Source organism: Pseudomonas sp. GW823-FHT01D03 (assembly GCF_058798255.1).
The window spans coordinates 4,516,478-4,532,740 of sequence record NZ_JBXAKK010000001.1 but is presented as its reverse complement, the minus strand read 5'-3'; the positions used below and the strand labels follow the sequence as shown (position 1 = coordinate 4,532,740).

Genomic DNA, 16,263 nt, shown 5'->3' with positions numbered 1-16,263 from the left:
AAAAACAGCAAGCAGAGGTCACCGGTGGAGCAAGAAGCCTGGCAGGTATTGATAGTCGAGGACGACCAGCGTCTGGCCGAACTCACCCGCGAATACCTGCAAGCCAATGGATTGCGCGTGGAGATCGAAGGCAACGGCGCGCTGGCGGCGGCGCGGATCATCAAGGAGCAGCCGGATCTGGTGATCCTCGACCTGATGCTGCCCGGTGAAGACGGCCTGAGCATTTGCCGCAAGGTGCGCGACCGTTACGACGGGCCGATCCTGATGCTCACCGCGCGCACCGACGATGCCGACCAGATCCAGGGCCTCGACCTCGGCGCCGACGATTATGTGTGCAAACCAGTGCGTCCACGGCTGTTGCTGGCGCGGATCCAGGCCTTGCTGCGCCGCAGCGACACAGCCGAGCCGGTCGCGGAAAAAAGCCGTCGCCTGCAATTCGGCCCGCTGGTGGTGGACAACGCACTGCGCGAAGCCTGGCTCGGCGACAGCGGTATCGAACTGACCAGCGCCGAATTCGACTTGCTCTGGCTGCTGGTGTCGAATGCCGGGCGGATCCTCTCCCGCGAAGAGATCTTCACCGCGCTGCGCGGCATCGGCTACGACGGCCAGGACCGCTCGATCGATGTACGCATCTCGCGCATCCGCCCGAAAATCGGCGACGACCCTGACCACCCGCGCCTGATCAAGACCATCCGCAGCAAAGGCTATCTGTTCGTCCCTGAAGCCTGTGTGGATCTGGCCCTGTGAACTCGATCTTCCTGCGCATCTATGGCGGCATGTGCGCGGCGCTGATTCTGGTGGCGGTGCTCGGGGTGCTGGCGCTGCACCTGCTCAATCAGGTGCGCAGCGAGCAATACCGCGAGCGCCTGGCCCACGGCACGTTCTCGCTGATGGCCGACAACCTGCAACCGATGAATGAGACCGAGCGCCACCGGGCGTTGTTGGTCTGGGAGCGTCTGCTGGGAATTCCGCTGGCACTGAAGACGTTCTCCGAGACTGGTCTGGACTTGTCCCAGCGCACTCGGGTGCAGCGCGGCCAGGCGTTGGTGGAGCAGACCGGCCCGCATGCGGCGCGGGTCTACAAAATGGTCAGCGATAAAGAGCAACTGGTGCTCACCGGCGACGTGCAGCAGATCAGCGAGCAACTGGCGCGCGCGACTATTTATCTGCTGGCCGATGAGCTAGTGCGCTTCCCGGTGAGCGAACAGCCCAGGCGACTGGCGCAGTTAAAGGAAGAGAAGGGCTTCGGTTTTGATCTGCGACTGGTCACGGTCAACGAAGCCGACATGGATGAAGACCAGAGCCGTCGCGTGTCCGAGGGCGATACGGTGATGGCGCTGGGCAAGGGCGGGGATTCGATCCGGGTGTTTGCCGGCATGGTCGGTACGCCGTGGGTGCTGGAGATCGGACCGCTGTATCAGATGAATCCGTACCCGCCGCAATGGCTGGTGCTGATTGCGGCCCTCGGCCTGAGCCTGATCGGGCTGATCGTCTACCTGTTGGTGCGTCAGCTCGAGCGGCGTCTGCGCGGTCTCGAAGCCGCAGCCACACGCATCGCCAAGGGCAGCCTGGAAACCCGCGTGCCGGCCCGCGGTGCTGACTCGGTGGGGCGGCTGGCGGCGGCGTTCAACGGCATGGCCGAGCACTTGCAGCAGTTGCTGGCGATCCAGCGCGAGCTGGTGCGTGCGGTGTCCCACGAACTGCGCACGCCGGTGGCGCGCCTGCGTTTCGGTTTGGAGATGATCGGCTCGGCCACCACCCCGCAGGCGTTGGAAAAGTACCGTGAGGGCATGGACCACGACATCGAGGATCTCGATAAGCTGGTCGACGAAATGCTCACTTACGCGCGTCTGGAACAGGGTTCACCAGCGCTGACCTTTCAACGCATCGATCTCGATGCGCTGATCAATCAGGTGATCGAAGAACTGGCGCCGTTGCGTGCCGAGGTCACGGTGCAGCGCGGGTTGTGCCTGTCGGCAGCGGATAACGACGGCGCCTGGGTCGAGGCCGAGCCGCGCTTCCTGCATCGGGCGTTGCAGAACCTGGTGAGCAACGCGATGCGCCATGCGCGCTCGAAAGTCACGGTGAGTTATCAGGTCGGGCAGTTGCGCTGCCGGGTGGACGTTGAGGATGACGGGCCGGGTGTGCCGGAGTCGGCGTGGGAGCGCATTTTCACGCCGTTCCTGCGTCTGGATGACAGCCGCACCCGGGCGTCGGGCGGGCATGGCTTAGGGTTGTCGATTGTGCGGCGGATCATTCACTGGCATGACGGTCGGGCGCTGATCAACAAGAGCAAGAGTCTGGGTGGGGCTTGCTTCAGTCTGAGCTGGCCGAGGAATCAGGAGCGCCGCTGAGTTTTGCGTTAGCAGAAATGGCGCCTTCGCGAGCAAGCCCGCTCCCACCCTTGAAATGCAATCCCCTGTGGGAGCGGGCTTGCTCGCGAAAGCGGCGCAACAGTCGCCAAAAAATCCTCAGGCCGGAATGCTGACCAGACTCAACAACTGCCCATCCTGCACCCCAAATTGCGCCTCCAGCTCGGTGCCATGACGCCATTCGCCAGACAAGTCAGTCAGCAGACGCAACCGAATCTGACCCTGCTCCGTCCACTCCAGCACCTCGGCGTGCTCGAAATAAAAGCGCTTCTGCACAATCGGGTACAGCGCCTTGAACAGGCTCTCTTTCACCGAAAACGTCAGGGTCACGCACAACCCCAGTTGCTCCTGCGAGCCGGCGGCCATGCGCTGCAGCTCCGGCGGCGTCAGGATCTCCCCGGCCAGGCGTTCGGCGCGGTCGCTGTCGAGCAGGTTTTCCAGATCCATGCCCAAGCCGCGCCAGTGCTGTTTATTGGCGACAATCGCCGCTGCACGCCCGGTGCTGTGGGTGATCGAGCCGCAAATGTGCGCCGGCCACACCGGCGCACGGTCTTCGCCAATCGGCGGAATCACGCTTGAGCCTTCCAGTTGCTGCAGCGCGGCCCGGGCGCAAATCCGCCCGGCGAGAAACTCGGCCTGACGCTTGGCAACAGAACGCTGAATGCTCGGCGGCGGCTCGATGGCGCTGCGCTGGAAGTCATCGCCCAGCAGTTGCTTCGGGTCGAAACGGGTGCTGAGCAGTACGGTCTCGGGCAACACGTTTGGCAACGGCCAATGGGCGTCGAGCGGGGTGCAGCAGGCGGGGAGGGGCAGGCTGGAATTCATGGCGGGCATTTTGCCGGTTGAAGCCACGACTGGGTAGAGGCTGCACACTTTTGTGGCGAGGGAGCTTGCTCCCGCTGGGGGCAAAGCCCCCCCAAAATCTGTGGACGAGGTCTGTCAGGTAAACCGCGTCGGCAGGTTTTTGCGACGGCTTCGCCGCCGAGCGGGAGCAAGCTCCCTCGCCACAGGGGCAATCGTCAGCCAAAGATTTTCTGGAAGAACGCCTTCATGTCCGCCCAGGATTTTTCATCGGCCGCCTTGTTGTAACCGATATCCGGACCGCCGTGATCACCATGGCTCAAACGATCGGCATCCGGATTGGTGAAGCCGTGCCTGGCGCCATCGAGGCTGACGAATGTGTAGTCGGCACCGGCCTTGTCCATTTCACTCTTGAACGCGGTGACGTTGTCGGCGGTGACCATGCTGTCCAGCGCGCCATGCTCGACCAGAATTTTCGCCTTCACACTGCCGGGCGTCGCCGGGGTGGTGGTCGCCAGTGCACCGTGGAAACTCACCACGCCCGCCAGTGGCTCACCCTGACGCGCGGCGTTGAGCACCACGCCACCGCCGAAGCAGTAACCGATGGCGGCGATTTTATTGACGTCGGTCTGCGGCTGCTTTTTCAGCAGGTTCAGCCCGGCCTCGAAGCGCTTGCTGGAGGCCGCGGCATCCTTGGTCGCGGCTTGCATGAACGCCATCGCATCCTTGGGATGTTCGGTGTTCTTGCCTTCGCCATACATGTCGATCGCCAGCGCGCTGTAGCCCAGTTCGGCGAGATCGCGGGCGCGACGCTTGGCGTAATCGTTCAGCCCCCACCATTCGTGCACCACCACCACGCCCGGGCGTTTGCCCTTGATCGCGTCGTCGTAGGCGTAGTAGCCGATCAGCCTGGTGCCGTCGGCGCTCTGGTAGGGAATCTCCTGAGTCTTGATCGCGGCGTTGGCCAGGCTGCTGGCAGCGAGCAAGGCGAGGGCGAGGAACAGGCGCATGGTCGGTCTCCTTATCGAAAGTGGTCAGGACAGCCTAGTCGATTTGATTCAGCGCAGGTTCAGAGAGTGTTCAGGGGCGGTACAGGGGCCGGTCAGTAACCTTGCGCCATACCCAAACAGCAATGTGAAAGAGGAAACGCGATGAATCATCTAAACAAACTGCTGCTGGCTTTTACCTTGTTGGGCTCAAGCATTGCGGCACACGCCGATGACACCAGCAACTTTGCCGGCCTGACGTTCGGCCAGAGCAGTGACAAGGTCAAAAAGTCCCACGCGCTGAACGACAACCTTGGCCACCCGGACGCCAGCGGCGCAATCGACGGCAACAACACTTACGGCGTGCGCCTCGGCCAGCAAAACTCGCAAGGTCGTTACTACGCGACTTACGACAACGTGTCCGGTTCGCACAATGGCATTAAACTGCGCCAGGAAAACCTGCTGGGCAGCTACGATCTGTTCTATCCAGTGGGCGGCAGCACCAAACTGTTCGGCGGTGCAACGGCCGGTTTGACCAAGCTGACTCAGGACTCGCCAGGCTACAGCCGTGACAGCGACATCGGTTACGCCGTCGGTGGCCAGTTCGGTGTACTGCAACAGGTGGCGCAGAATGTTTCGGTGGAACTCGGTTACCGTTACCTGATGAGCAACGCCAGCACTGAAATGAAAGAGAGCGGTGGCAGCAAACAAGGCTCGCTGGACTTGACCAGCAGCGCCCAGACTTATCTGTCGGCGAACTACGCTTTCTAAAGCGTTGCCGCCAGATCCAGAGTGGGAGCGGGCTTGCTCGCGAAGGCGATGTGTCAGTTGACATCCGGGTTGACTGATCCACCGCTTTCGCGAGCAAGCCCGCTCCCACAGCTGCGTTGTTGGAGTTTTTGATTTACCCGGGAGAGCGTTATGAAACTGTTGGTCGTCGAAGATGAAGCGCTGTTGCGCCATCACCTGCAAACCCGCCTGACGGAGAGCGGTCACGTGGTCGAGTCCGTGGCCAATGCCGAAGAGGCGCTGTACCAGACCGGACAGTTCAACTTCGATCTGGCGGTGATCGACCTCGGCCTGCCGGGCATGGGCGGTCTGGACCTGATCCGGCAGTTGCGCTCGAGCGGCAAGACCTTTCCGATCCTGATCCTCACCGCGCGCGGCAACTGGCAGGACAAGGTCGAAGGCCTGGCCGCAGGGGCCGACGACTACGTGGTCAAGCCGTTCCAGTTCGAGGAACTCGACGCGCGCCTGAATGCCTTGCTGCGCCGCTCCAGTGGCTTCACCCAGTCGACCATCGTCGCCGGGCCGCTGTTGCTGGACCTCAATCGCAAGCAGGCGTCTTTGGATGAACAGCCGCTGGCGCTGACCGCCTATGAATACCGCATCCTCGAATACCTGATGCGCCACCACCAGCAAGTGGTGCCCAAGGATCGCCTGATGGAACAACTCTATCCGGATGACGACGAGCGTGATCCGAACGTCATCGAAGTGCTGGTCGGCCGCCTGCGCCGCAAGCTCGAAGGCCCGGGCGGGTTCAAACCGATCGACACCGTGCGTGGTCTCGGTTATCTGTTCAATGAGCGCTGCACTTGATCCGTTCCCTTCGCGTTCGTTTGATGCTTGCCGCCACCACGTTGGCGGTGTTGTTCATGCTCGCCTTGCTGCCGGCGATGCAGGGTGCGTTCAGCCTCGCGTTGCAGGATTCGATCGAGCAACGCCTGGCCTCGGATGTCACCACACTGATCTCCGCCGCACGGGTGGAGAATGGTCATTTGGTGATGCCCTCGCAGTTGCCGGATGAGCGCTTCAACCTCACCGACTTCCGCTTGCTCGGCTATATCTACGACCGCGACGGCAAGTTGGTCTGGCGATCGAAAGCCACTCAGGAAGAGCAGATCAATTACAAACCGCGTTACGACGGCCTAGGCAACGAGTTCGCGCGGATCCGTGAAGCCAGCGGCCAGGAGTTCTTCGTCTACGACGTCGAAGTCAAACTGCTCGGCGGTAAAAGTGCCGCGTTCAGTATCGTCGCCCTGCAACCGGTGCGCGAATACGAAAATACCCTCGAAGGCCTGCGCGAAAATCTTTATCTGGGCTTCGGCGCCGCTTTGCTGGTGCTGCTGGCGCTGTTGTGGATCGGCTTGACCTGGGGTCTCAAGGCGCTGCGCCGGCTGAGTCAGGAGCTCGACGAAATCGAAAGCGGCACCCGCGAAAGTCTCACCGAACAGCACCCGCGCGAACTGCTGCGCCTGACCGGCTCGCTCAACCGTTTGCTGCACAGCGAACGCCAGCAGCGCAGCCGTTACCGGGATTCTCTCGATGATCTGGCGCACAGCCTGAAAACCCCGTTGGCGGTACTGCAAGGGGTCAGTGAGGACATGGCGCAACGCCCGGAAGATCGCGATCAGGCCTGGGTGCTGCAAACCCAGATCGAACGCATGAGTCAGCAGATCAGCTATCAACTGCAACGGGCCAGCCTGCGCAAAAGCGGTCTGGTGCGCCATCAGGTGCGGCTGCAACCGGTGCTCCAGAGCCTGTGCGACACGCTGGACAAGGTTTACCGCGACAAACACGTTCGAGTGGCCTTCGATCTGCCGGAACAATGCTATGTGCCGATCGAGCAGGGCGCGCTGCTGGAGATGATGGGCAACCTGCTGGAAAACGCCTATCGCCTGTGCCTGGGCGAAGTGCGCATCAGCGTGCGCGAGACCCTCGCGGGTATCGAGCTGTGCATCGAAGACGACGGTCCGGGCGTGCCACCGAATCAGCGCGCGCGGATTCTCGAGCGCGGTGAGCGTCTGGATCGTCAGCATCCGGGGCAGGGTATCGGCCTGGCGGTGGTCAAGGACATCATCGAGAGCTACAACGCCAAGCTGATGCTCGGGGACTCGCCGATGGGCGGGGCGGCGTTCAGGATTCAGTTTCCTGCGGTTTAGGTGTTGGCTGTTCTGACGTCATCGCGAGCAGGCTCACTCCTACAAGGGGAATGCATTTCAAATGTAGGAGTGAGCCTGCTCGCGATGGCGCCAGTCAGTTCACCGCAGGTCTTACTGCTCCTGCGCCCGATACGCCCCCGGTGTCAGCCCGGTCCATTTCTTGAACGCCCGGTGAAACGCCGACGGTTCGGAAAACCCCAGTTGCTCGGCAATCTGCTGCAACGACAGATCCGCCCGTCCCAGGTGATAAATCGCGATGTCGCGGCGCAACTGATCCTTCAATTCCTGAAAACTGGTGCCTTCTTCGCGCAAATGCCGACGCAGGGTTTGTGGGCTGATGTGCAGGTGCGCGGCCACCGCTTCCAGGTCCGGCCAGTGCGCGCTGTCGCGGCTGAGCAAGCGGCGCAGGCGGCTGCTGAGGCTGTCGCCGTCGTCCGGCCGTGACAGCAGGTCGGCGGGCGAGCGTTCGAGAAAGTGCTTGAGGGTGCGTTCGTCCTGCAACAGCGGCATCGACAGATAGCGGCTGTGAAACAGCAGGCTGCTCTGCTCGGCGCAAAACACCAGCGGGCAGGGGAACAGCAGGTCGTATTCGGCACCGTGCGCCGGTTTCGAGTAACTGAAGGTGGCCTGCTCCAGACGAATCCGCTGGCCGATCAGCCAACTGCCGAGACGATGCCAGATCACCAGCAAGCTCTCGCTGAGAAAGTGATCCGGGTCCCATAACTGCGAGTCATCAAGGCTCAGGCGCACCCATTCATCTTCGCGACTCAGGCTCAGGCGCGGGGCTTCGGGGAATAGGCTATAAAACAATAAACCGCGTTGCAGCGCCTTCTCCAGATTGCGGCAGTGGATCAGCGCGTGGCACATCATCGCGAAACTGCCGGGTTTGCTCGGCGCGTTGCCAAAGCCCAGGTATTCGTCATCCAGCGCCAGCCACAGACTCTGGATCAGTTGGGTGAATTGCTCCGGGGCGATGCGCGCCCGTGGCTCATCGAGCAACTCCGGGCTGATTCCCAGTTGCTGCAGCAGCGGCGCATAGTCGAACCCCGAACGGCGTGCGCCGCCGAGGGCGGCACGGGCGAAATGACTGGCGATGGTACGTTCGCGCATAAGCGGCAGATCCTTCCTCAGGCGCCGGATGGTAGCCGGGGCATGCGCAAGGCAACAAGGCGGATTTCCGCCAAATTGTAGGACGAGATCCGCCGAGTTGGCGGAAATCCGCCACACTGGCGTCACCGGGCAGTGACAAAAAATACTGCGCATTCCCTGATATCAAAAGGCTTGCAGCCATTTGCACCAAAGTGGCACGGCGTTTGCGATAAGAGCGATAGAAGCGTGCGTTTATCCACCAGGAAAAGCGCCGTTCCAACAACAAATCCCTCCAGTGCAGGAGGGTTCGCAATTTAAGGTTTTGCGGACAACAGATGGATGTTGCCCCGTGGGACTCTTGAGGAAATTTGCAATGACGACTCGTCAGCCACTCTACAAATCCCTGTACTTCCAGGTGATCGTTGCCATCGCCATCGGCATCCTGCTCGGTCACTTCTACCCACAGACCGGTGTGGCCCTCAAGCCACTGGGTGACGGGTTCATCAAACTGATCAAAATGGTCATCGCCCCGATCATTTTCTGTACCGTTGTCAGCGGTATCGCCGGCATGCAGAACATGAAATCGGTGGGCAAGACTGGCGGCTACGCGCTGCTGTACTTCGAAATCGTTTCCACCATTGCCCTGCTGATCGGTCTGATCGTGGTCAACGTTGTGCAACCGGGCGCCGGCATGCACATCGACGTCACCACCCTGGACGCCTCGAAAATCGCCACGTATGTGACGGCCAGTAAAGACCAGAGCATTGTCGGTTTCCTTCTCAATGTAATTCCGAACACCATCGTCGGCGCGTTCGCCACCGGTGACATCCTGCAAGTGCTGATGTTCTCGGTGATCTTCGGCTACGCCCTGCATCGCCTGGGTTCGTACGGTCGTCCGCTGCTGGACATGATCGATCGCTTCGCCCACGTGATGTTCAACATCATCAACATGATCATGAAACTGGCGCCGCTGGGTGCTTTCGGCGCGATGGCCTTCACCATCGGTGCCTACGGCGTTGGCTCGCTGGTGCAACTGGGCCAGTTGATGATCTGCTTCTACATCACCTGCGTGCTGTTCGTGGTGGTGGTGCTGGGTGCGATCTGCCGTGCTCACGGTTTCAGCGTGTTTAAACTGGTGCGTTACATCCGTGAAGAGCTGTTGATCGTACTGGGCACGTCCTCGTCGGAATCGGCACTGCCACGCATGCTGATCAAGATGGAGCGTCTGGGCGCGAAGAAATCCGTTGTGGGTCTGGTGATCCCGACCGGTTACTCGTTCAACCTTGACGGTACTTCGATCTACCTGACCATGGCGGCTGTGTTTATCGCTCAGGCGACCGACACCCACATGGACATCACTCACCAGATCACGCTGCTGCTGGTGCTGCTGCTGTCCTCCAAGGGCGCGGCCGGCGTCACTGGTTCGGGCTTCATCGTGCTGGCGGCCACCCTGTCGGCCGTAGGTCACCTGCCGGTGGCCGGTCTGGCGCTGATCCTCGGTATCGATCGCTTCATGTCCGAAGCCCGCGCCCTGACCAACCTGGTCGGCAACGCCGTCGCGACCATCGTGGTTGCCAAGTGGGTGAAAGAGCTGGACACCGACGTGCTGCAATCCGAGCTGGCTTCTGGCGGTCGCGGTATCTCCGATGAGCGTGAAGAAGATGACCTGGGTGTGGCTGAAGGCCCAACCCCGAGCAATGTGAAGTAACTGCAATTTGGTAATACCTTGTGGCGAGGGAGCTTGCTCCCGCTGGACTGCGCAGCAGGCCCTTCTTTGAAGAGGGGGCCGCTTCGCGACCCAGCGGGAGCAAGCTCCCTCGCCACAGGTGCTCTGAAAAACCTGCTTCGGCAGGTTTTTTATTGCCGGCGATTTGAGCTTTACGGTCACTGCCGCTGATGTATCCGGTGATTGCCGTGCGCGGCATCGCTGCCTAGGCTGAGTGCATCGCCCAAGGAGATCGCCCATGTCCGCACCGCTGGCCTCACTGAAGATTCTCGATTTCTCTACCTTGTTGCCAGGGCCGTTCGCCTCGCTGCTGCTGGCGGACATGGGCGCCGAAGTGCTACGTATCGAATCGCCAACGCGCATGGACCTGCTGCGGGTGTTGCCGCCGCACGATCAAGGTGTGTCGGCCAGCCACGCTTACCTCAATCGCAACAAGCGCAGTCTGGCACTGGATCTCAAACAGCCGGAAGCGCTGGAGGTGGTCAGGCAGTTGCTGGGCGACTACGACATCGTTCTGGAACAGTTTCGCCCCGGTGTGATGGAGCGTCTGGGCCTGGGGTACGAGGCGCTGAAGGCGATCAATCCGAAGCTGATTTACGTGTCGATCACCGGCTACGGCCAGACTGGGCCTTACAAGGATCGCGCCGGGCATGACATCAACTATCTGGCACTGGCCGGGCTCTCCAGCTATACCGGTCGCGCCGACAGCGGGCCGTTGCCGCTGGGCATGCAGGTGGCGGATGTGGCGGGCGGATCGTTGCACGGGGTGATCGGCCTGCTGGCGGCGGTCATCGCCCGGCAGCAGACCGGGCAGGGCACGCATCTGGACGTGAGCATGACCGATTGCGCCTTCAGCCTGAACGCCATGGCTGGCGCCGGGTATCTGGCCTGTGGCGAGGAACCGCATTGGGAAGAGCAGATGCTCAATGGCGGCAGCTTTTATGACTACTACCGTTCGCGCGACGGGCGCTGGTTGTCGGTGGGCAGTCTGGAGCCGGGGTTCATGCAGCAACTGTGTCAGGTGTTGGGCCGGTCGGAGTTGGCGGCGCAGGGCTTGTCACCCAGGCCTGAACAGCAGCGCGCCTTGAAGGAAGCGCTGAAAATCGAGTTCGAGAAGCATGATTTCACCGAGCTGTGCGAGCTGTTCGCCGGGGTCGATGCCTGTGTCGAACCGGTCTTGAACCTGAGCGAGGCGGTGCAGCATCCGCAGTTGCAGGCGCGCGGGCTGGTGACCCAGGTGCCGCGCGACGACGGTTCCAGTCAGGCGCAGATTGCCTGTCCGCTGAAGTTTTCCGAGGCGCTGCCGGCGCCGCGACATGTAGGGGCGGGGTTGGGGCAGCATACGGAGCAGGTGTTGGGGGAGTTGGGGTTTGATGCTGAGCGGATTGCTCAATTGCGTGCGGCCAAGGTGATTCTTTAGTGCCTGTACCGGCCTCTTCGCGAGCAGGCTCACTCCTACAATTGAAATGCGTTTCACCTGTAGGAGTGAGCCTGCTCGCGATGGGGCCAGTGGAGGCAACACAAAAACCGGCTATTCCACCCGCATCTCACCACTGAACACCAAAGTATTGCGGCAGCGCCGGCACAAGTACCGTCGCCCTTGGCGCACCAGGCTATGACGCTGCGCCGAAAACGGAAAATCACTGTCGGCGCACGGGCATTTGTAGATATAGCGGGTCACGCTGCGGCGTTTGACGGCATAGGTGTGGCAACGATCCGGCGGCAGCTCGTAAACCCCGCGCATGATCAGTTGCCACTCCTCGCCATGCGGCTGGATGCGGTCGCCGAACAGTTGATGGGCGATCAGGTGCGCGACTTCGTGGGCCACGGTCTGCTTGAGGAAGTGTTCGGTGTTTTCCCGGTACAGCTGCGGGTTGAAGCGCAGCAGGTTCTCGTGCAGATGCGCGACACCGGCTTTTTGCCCGCGCAGCTTGAGGCTGACGACCGGGCGTTGGAAATGACGTTTGAAAAAGGCTTCAGCGAGTTGGTAACAGTCTTCGACGCGGGTATTGAGTTGCTCGGGCATGCTTGATGGATCTCCAGAGGCGTCGAGTATGCCGCAACGTTCCTGACTTGCGAATCGCTGACCTGCCGAATGGTCATCCGCCAAACGAGAAGGCCGCCTTGCGGCGGCCTGTATTGGCAGATCTTGTTTTTCTCGGGGGTGAAACATGTCAGTTGGTATACACCGGCCCCACGCCGAGGCCCCAGACAATCACGGTGAACGCCATGATGGCCACCAGCACCACCAGACCCACCGCCAGCACCGAGCTGGAAAACAGGAAGCCTTCGTCCGACGGAATGTTCATGAACGTCGGCAGCCCGACATACAGCAGGTACACCGTGTAACAGATGGCCGCCGTGCCGACGATCATCCCCAGCCACATGTGCGGATACAGCGCCGCCAGCCCGCCGACGAACAACGGTGTCGCGGTGTAGGTGGCGAATGCCACACAACGGGCCAGACTCGGGTTGGCGTCATAAGTGCGGGCCATCCAGTGCACGAAGGCGCCCATCACCGCGACCCCGCCGAGCATCGCCAGGTACGACATGATGGTCATCCACAGTGCGCTTTCAAAGGTCAGCATCACCGGTGCGCGGTTGCCGATCACCCAGCCGACTTGCGTGGTGCCGATAAACGCCGAAACGGCCGGAATCGCCGCCAGAATCAGCGTGTGCGTCAGGTACATGTGGCTGATGCTTTCCTCTTGGTCGCCACGGATTTCCTTCCATTCCTGATCGGGGTGGGTAAAAAGTCCCACTACGTGATGGATCATGCCAGTCACTCCTCTTGTTATTGCCATCGCCCCCCAGCGGAGCGCCTACGGGCCAAGGTGGCCGAGCAAATTCAGGTCTTCAGATGTGTGCGACCTTATGTCGCAGTATAGAAAGGACTTAACCGCACAGGGACTGGGGGCTTAGAGCAAATTGCGCTGTAAACACGGGGCGTAATCGCGGCAGGGTCTTGCGCATTTGAGGCCGGATCATCTCTGTGGCGAGGGAGCTTGCTCCCGCTCGGCTGCGCAGCAGTCGCCAATCCCTGCGGTTCGGTGCGTCAGGAAAATAGCGGCTGCAGGTTTGGGGGCGCTTCACACCCCAGCGGGAGCAAGCTCCCTCGCCACAGTGGATCGGTTGAAAGGGACAGACCCACGGCCCTTCGCGCTCCCCGGGTTTTTGCGTAAAATGCCCGCCTTTCGTCACACCTCACGGATTTCGCGTCATGGGCACTCTTACGGTCAACCAGAACAAACTGCAAAAGCGCCTGCGCCGCCTGGCCGGCGAAGCGGTCGCCGATTTCAACATGATCGAAGACGGCGACAAGGTCATGGTCTGCCTGTCCGGGGGCAAGGACAGCTACACCATGCTCGACGTGCTGCTGCACCTGCAGAAGGTTGCACCGATCAAGTTCGAGATCGTCGCGGTGAACATGGATCAGAAGCAGCCGGGCTTCCCCGAGCACGTATTGCCGGCCTACCTGAAAGAACTGGGCGTCGAGTACCACATCGTCGAGAAGGACACCTATTCGGTGGTCAAGGAGCTGGTGCCGGAAGGCAAGACCACTTGCTCGCTGTGCTCACGCCTGCGTCGCGGCACGCTGTACACCTTTGCCGACGAAATCGGCGCGACCAAAATGGCTCTCGGTCACCACCGTGACGACATCGTCGAGACGTTCTTCCTCAACATGTTCTTCAACGGCACCCTCAAGGCGATGCCGCCAAAGCTGCGCGCCGACGACGGGCGCAACGTGGTGATCCGTCCGCTGGCCTACTGCAACGAGAAAGACATCCAGGCCTACTCGGACTTCAAGGAGTTCCCGATCATCCCGTGCAACCTCTGCGGTTCGCAGGAAAACCTGCAGCGTCAGGTGGTCAAGGAAATGCTTCAGGACTGGGAGCGCAAGACTCCAGGTCGAACTGAAAGCATCTTCCGCAGTCTGCAGAACGTGGTGCCGTCGCAACTGGCCGACCGCAACCTGTTCGACTTCACCAGCCTGAAGATCGACGAGACCGCGGCTTCGCGCTTCGTTAACGTCGTCAATCTGTAAACACTGTCCCTGTGGGAGCGGGCTTGCTCGCGAAGGCGGTGTATCAGTCGATACATGAATCGACTGACACTCAGTCTTCGCGAGCAAGCCCGCTCCCACATTGGTTTTTCGTTTCATTCAATAGGAGAGGGCATGCGCGATTACAAGTGGCTGCACGAATACTGTCTGAACCGCTTCGGTTCGGCGGCTGAACTGGAAGCCCATCTGCCCGTTCCTAAGACTCCCGCACAACTGCGCAAGATCAGCGACGATCGTTACCTCTCGACCATGGCCCTGCGCGTGTTTCGCGCTGGTCTCAAGCACAGCCTGGTGGACGCCAAGTGGCCGGCCTTCGAAGAAGTGTTCTTCAAGTTCGACCCGGAAAAAGTCGTGCTGATGAGCGCCGAACACCTCGAACGCCTGATGCAGGACGCGCGGATCATCCGCCACCTGGGCAAGCTCAAGAGCGTGCCGCGCAATGCGCAGTTCATCCTCGATGTGGAAAAGGACAAGGGCAGTTTCGGCGCGCTGATCGCCGACTGGCCAGTGACCGATATCGTCGGTCTGTGGACCTACCTGAAAAAGCATGGGAGTCAGTTGGGCGGGCTGTCGGCGCCGCGCTTCCTGCGCATGGTCGGCAAGGACACCTTCGTGCCGAGCTATGACGTGGTCGCCGCGCTGAATGCGCAGAAGATCGTCGACAAGGTGCCGACCAGTCTGCGCGATCTGGCGATTGTGCAGAATGCGTTCAACCAGTGGCATGAGCAAAGTGGCGGGCGGCCGATGAGCCAGATTTCGATGATGCTGGCGTACACCGTCAATCATTAAGACCGCAGCGCTCCATTCGCGAGCAAGCCCGCTCCCACAGGATTCTTGTTGAAACACAATTCTGTGATCGACACAAAAACTGTGGGAGCGAGCTTGCTCGCGAAGGCGTCAGCTCAGGCGACGGAAATCTCGCCTTCGCCCGCCAGCTTACGATTCAACTGATACCGCCACCGCACATACAGCAGCGCCGAGCAGAACAGCGCCAGGCTCGCGGCCATCTCCAGCACGCCAAACAGTTGCCGGTTCGGGTCATACGCTGCCAGTGCGCCCTTGATGAAATACAGATTCACCACAAAGCACATCCACGAGTGCGCACGCGCGTTGCCCATCAGCATCCCCGGCGCGAGGATCAGCCACGGGATCAGCTCGACCAGCAGGATCACCCACGGTCGGGCGCCGTGCAGGTCGGCGAACAGCAGGTAGTAAGCGGCGAGCAGCCCGGCGAGGCCGAAGAAGCACAACAGGCTGATGACCCGCATCGCCTTGACGCGGGGTTCGAGCCACTCGACGGAGGGCAGGACTTTCGGCTTCTTCGCCACCCTCAGCCCTCCAGTTTTTGCGCAGTCATGGCCAGGCGTGCGCCGAGTGCGCGACACAGTGCCATCTCGTGCTGATCGAGACCTTTCTTGCCATCGGCCCCGGCGTGATGACTGGCGCCATACGGCGTGCCGCCGCCCTGGGTTTCCAGCAGTGCCGACTCGCTGTACGGCAGGCCGGTGATCAGCATGCCGTGGTGCAACAGCGGCAGCATCATCGACAGCAGGGTGGTTTCCTGACCGCCGTGCAGGCTGGCAGTGGAGGTGAACACGCCGGCCGGTTTGCCGACCAGCGCGCCGGTCAGCCACAGGTTGCTGGTGCCGTCTAGGAAATACTTGAGCGGCGCGGCCATGTTGCCGAAACGCGTCGGGCTGCCAAGGGCGAGGCCGGCGCAGTTCTTCAGGTCATCGAGGGTAGCGTAGAGCGCGCCTTCTTCCGGGATGTCCGGGGCCACTGCTTCACACTCGGTGGAGATTGCCGGCACGGTACGCAGGCGCGCTTCGAGGCCGGCCTGTTCGACGCCGCGGGCAATCTGCCGGGCCATCTCGTTGGTCGAACCATTGCGGCTGTAATACAGAACCAGAATGTACGGCGCGCTCACGGCAGCAACTCCAGAATCTGCTCCGGCGGGCGGCCGATAACGGCTTTGTCGCCGACTTCAAGAATTGGCCGTTCCATCAGTTTTGGATGCTGGGCGATGGCGTCGATCAATTGCGCGTCGCTGAGGCTTTCGTCAGCCAGCTGAAGCATTTTGTATTCATCTTCTCCGGTACGCAGCAGTTGCCGTGGAGTGATGCCGAGCTTGCCGAGCAGTGCCTTGATTTGTACCGCATTCAGCGGCGTTTCGAGGTAACGCACCACGTTCGGGGTCAGGCCGCGGGCCTCAAGAAGTTCCAGCGCGCCGCGGGATTTCGAGCAGCGCGGATTGTGATAAAGCGTCAGATCGGTCATGGCGGGT

The 16,263-nt window shown here is 61.2% G+C and carries 17 protein-coding genes; 9 read left to right on the top strand and 8 right to left on the bottom strand.

The features are described 5' to 3' along the window. Positions 1-24 precede the first annotated feature (24 nt). Both AC1RBR_RS19970 and AC1RBR_RS19965 read left to right on the top strand, forming a co-directional pair. Positions 25-747 (top strand): response regulator, encoded by a 723-nt coding sequence (locus AC1RBR_RS19970; RefSeq protein ID WP_115984172.1) that lies wholly within the window; start codon positions 25-27, stop codon positions 745-747. Beyond that, positions 744-2,354 (top strand): ATP-binding protein, encoded by a 1,611-nt coding sequence (locus AC1RBR_RS19965; RefSeq protein ID WP_492566255.1) that lies wholly within the window; start codon positions 744-746, stop codon positions 2,352-2,354. Before AC1RBR_RS19970 ends, AC1RBR_RS19965 begins: the two co-directional genes overlap by 4 nt. A 117-nt stretch (positions 2,355-2,471) precedes the next feature. Here AC1RBR_RS19965 and AC1RBR_RS19960 read toward each other — a convergent pair whose 3' ends face one another. Continuing rightward, positions 2,472-3,197, bottom strand: coding sequence for a 4'-phosphopantetheinyl transferase family protein (locus tag AC1RBR_RS19960; protein ID WP_492566253.1), 726 nt, complete (start codon positions 3,195-3,197; stop codon positions 2,472-2,474). Between the two features lie 194 nt (positions 3,198-3,391). Next, complete coding sequence (locus tag AC1RBR_RS19955) at positions 3,392-4,183, bottom strand: dienelactone hydrolase family protein (protein WP_492566251.1); 792 nt, start codon at positions 4,181-4,183, stop codon at positions 3,392-3,394. A gap of 141 nt (positions 4,184-4,324) precedes the next feature. Between AC1RBR_RS19955 and AC1RBR_RS19950 the strand changes: the two genes are divergently transcribed. The 3 genes from AC1RBR_RS19950 to AC1RBR_RS19940 all read left to right on the top strand — a co-directional run bounded on the left by AC1RBR_RS19950 (position 4,325) and on the right by AC1RBR_RS19940 (position 7,101). After that, the gene (locus AC1RBR_RS19950) at positions 4,325-4,930 is read left to right on the top strand and encodes a hypothetical protein (protein WP_095137148.1); all 606 of its coding nucleotides are present in this window, start codon (positions 4,325-4,327) and stop codon (positions 4,928-4,930) included. Positions 4,931-5,080: 150 nt separating this feature from the next. Then, entirely contained in the window at positions 5,081-5,758 is a 678-nt protein-coding gene (locus tag AC1RBR_RS19945; protein ID WP_095137149.1) for a response regulator transcription factor, read from the top strand. Beyond that, a complete protein-coding gene (locus AC1RBR_RS19940; RefSeq protein WP_095137150.1) occupies positions 5,755-7,101 on the top strand; it encodes an ATP-binding protein in 1,347 nt (448 codons plus the stop codon). The genes AC1RBR_RS19945 and AC1RBR_RS19940 overlap by 4 nt, the downstream gene beginning before the upstream one ends. A gap of 111 nt (positions 7,102-7,212) precedes the next feature. Here the strand turns inward: AC1RBR_RS19940 and AC1RBR_RS19935 are convergent, their stop codons facing one another. Next, the gene (locus AC1RBR_RS19935) at positions 7,213-8,211 is read right to left on the bottom strand and encodes an AraC family transcriptional regulator (protein WP_166497749.1); all 999 of its coding nucleotides are present in this window, start codon (positions 8,209-8,211) and stop codon (positions 7,213-7,215) included. Positions 8,212-8,563: 352 nt separating this feature from the next. Here AC1RBR_RS19935 and AC1RBR_RS19930 point away from each other — a divergent pair, with 352 nt between their 5' ends. Together AC1RBR_RS19930 and AC1RBR_RS19925 are read left to right on the top strand one after the other, a co-directional pair. After that, positions 8,564-9,898 (top strand): dicarboxylate/amino acid:cation symporter, encoded by a 1,335-nt coding sequence (locus AC1RBR_RS19930; RefSeq protein WP_481395587.1) that lies wholly within the window; start codon positions 8,564-8,566, stop codon positions 9,896-9,898. Between the two features lie 256 nt (positions 9,899-10,154). Further along, positions 10,155-11,336 carry a CaiB/BaiF CoA transferase family protein gene (locus tag AC1RBR_RS19925; protein WP_492566248.1) on the top strand — a complete coding sequence of 394 codons (1,182 nt, stop codon included), beginning with the start codon at positions 10,155-10,157 and terminating at the stop codon, positions 11,334-11,336. Positions 11,337-11,447: 111 nt separating this feature from the next. On the opposite strand, the gene AC1RBR_RS19920 is transcribed toward AC1RBR_RS19925, so the two are convergent. Continuing rightward, positions 11,448-11,942, bottom strand: a complete 495-nt coding sequence (locus AC1RBR_RS19920; protein ID WP_041067555.1) for a SprT family zinc-dependent metalloprotease — start codon at positions 11,940-11,942, stop codon at positions 11,448-11,450. Positions 11,943-12,090: 148 nt separating this feature from the next. Continuing rightward, complete coding sequence (locus AC1RBR_RS19915; protein ID WP_016773629.1) at positions 12,091-12,693, bottom strand: Yip1 family protein; 603 nt, start codon at positions 12,691-12,693, stop codon at positions 12,091-12,093. 443 nt (positions 12,694-13,136) lie between these two features. On the opposite strand from AC1RBR_RS19915, the gene ttcA reads away from it, so the two are divergent. Both ttcA and AC1RBR_RS19905 read left to right on the top strand, forming a co-directional pair. After that, complete coding sequence (gene ttcA, locus AC1RBR_RS19910) at positions 13,137-13,961, top strand: tRNA 2-thiocytidine(32) synthetase TtcA (RefSeq protein WP_007968702.1); 825 nt, start codon at positions 13,137-13,139, stop codon at positions 13,959-13,961. A 132-nt stretch (positions 13,962-14,093) separates the two neighbouring features. Further along, the gene (locus tag AC1RBR_RS19905) at positions 14,094-14,768 is read left to right on the top strand and encodes a DNA-3-methyladenine glycosylase I (RefSeq protein ID WP_115984165.1); all 675 of its coding nucleotides are present in this window, start codon (positions 14,094-14,096) and stop codon (positions 14,766-14,768) included. Positions 14,769-14,881: 113 nt separating this feature from the next. Here the strand turns inward: AC1RBR_RS19905 and AC1RBR_RS19900 are convergent, their stop codons facing one another. Genes AC1RBR_RS19900 through arsC form a run of 3 tightly spaced genes read right to left on the bottom strand, consistent with a single transcriptional unit; the run spans position 14,882 to position 16,256 of the window. After that, positions 14,882-15,307 (bottom strand): DUF2069 domain-containing protein, encoded by a 426-nt coding sequence (locus tag AC1RBR_RS19900; RefSeq protein WP_095137155.1) that lies wholly within the window; start codon positions 15,305-15,307, stop codon positions 14,882-14,884. A 2-nt stretch (positions 15,308-15,309) separates the two neighbouring features. Then, complete coding sequence (wrbA, locus tag AC1RBR_RS19895; protein ID WP_492566245.1) at positions 15,310-15,906, bottom strand: NAD(P)H:quinone oxidoreductase; 597 nt, start codon at positions 15,904-15,906, stop codon at positions 15,310-15,312. Next, complete coding sequence (gene arsC, locus AC1RBR_RS19890; protein ID WP_253151918.1) at positions 15,903-16,256, bottom strand: arsenate reductase (glutaredoxin); 354 nt, start codon at positions 16,254-16,256, stop codon at positions 15,903-15,905. The genes wrbA and arsC overlap by 4 nt, the downstream gene beginning before the upstream one ends. Between the last annotated feature and the right edge of the window lie 7 nt (positions 16,257-16,263).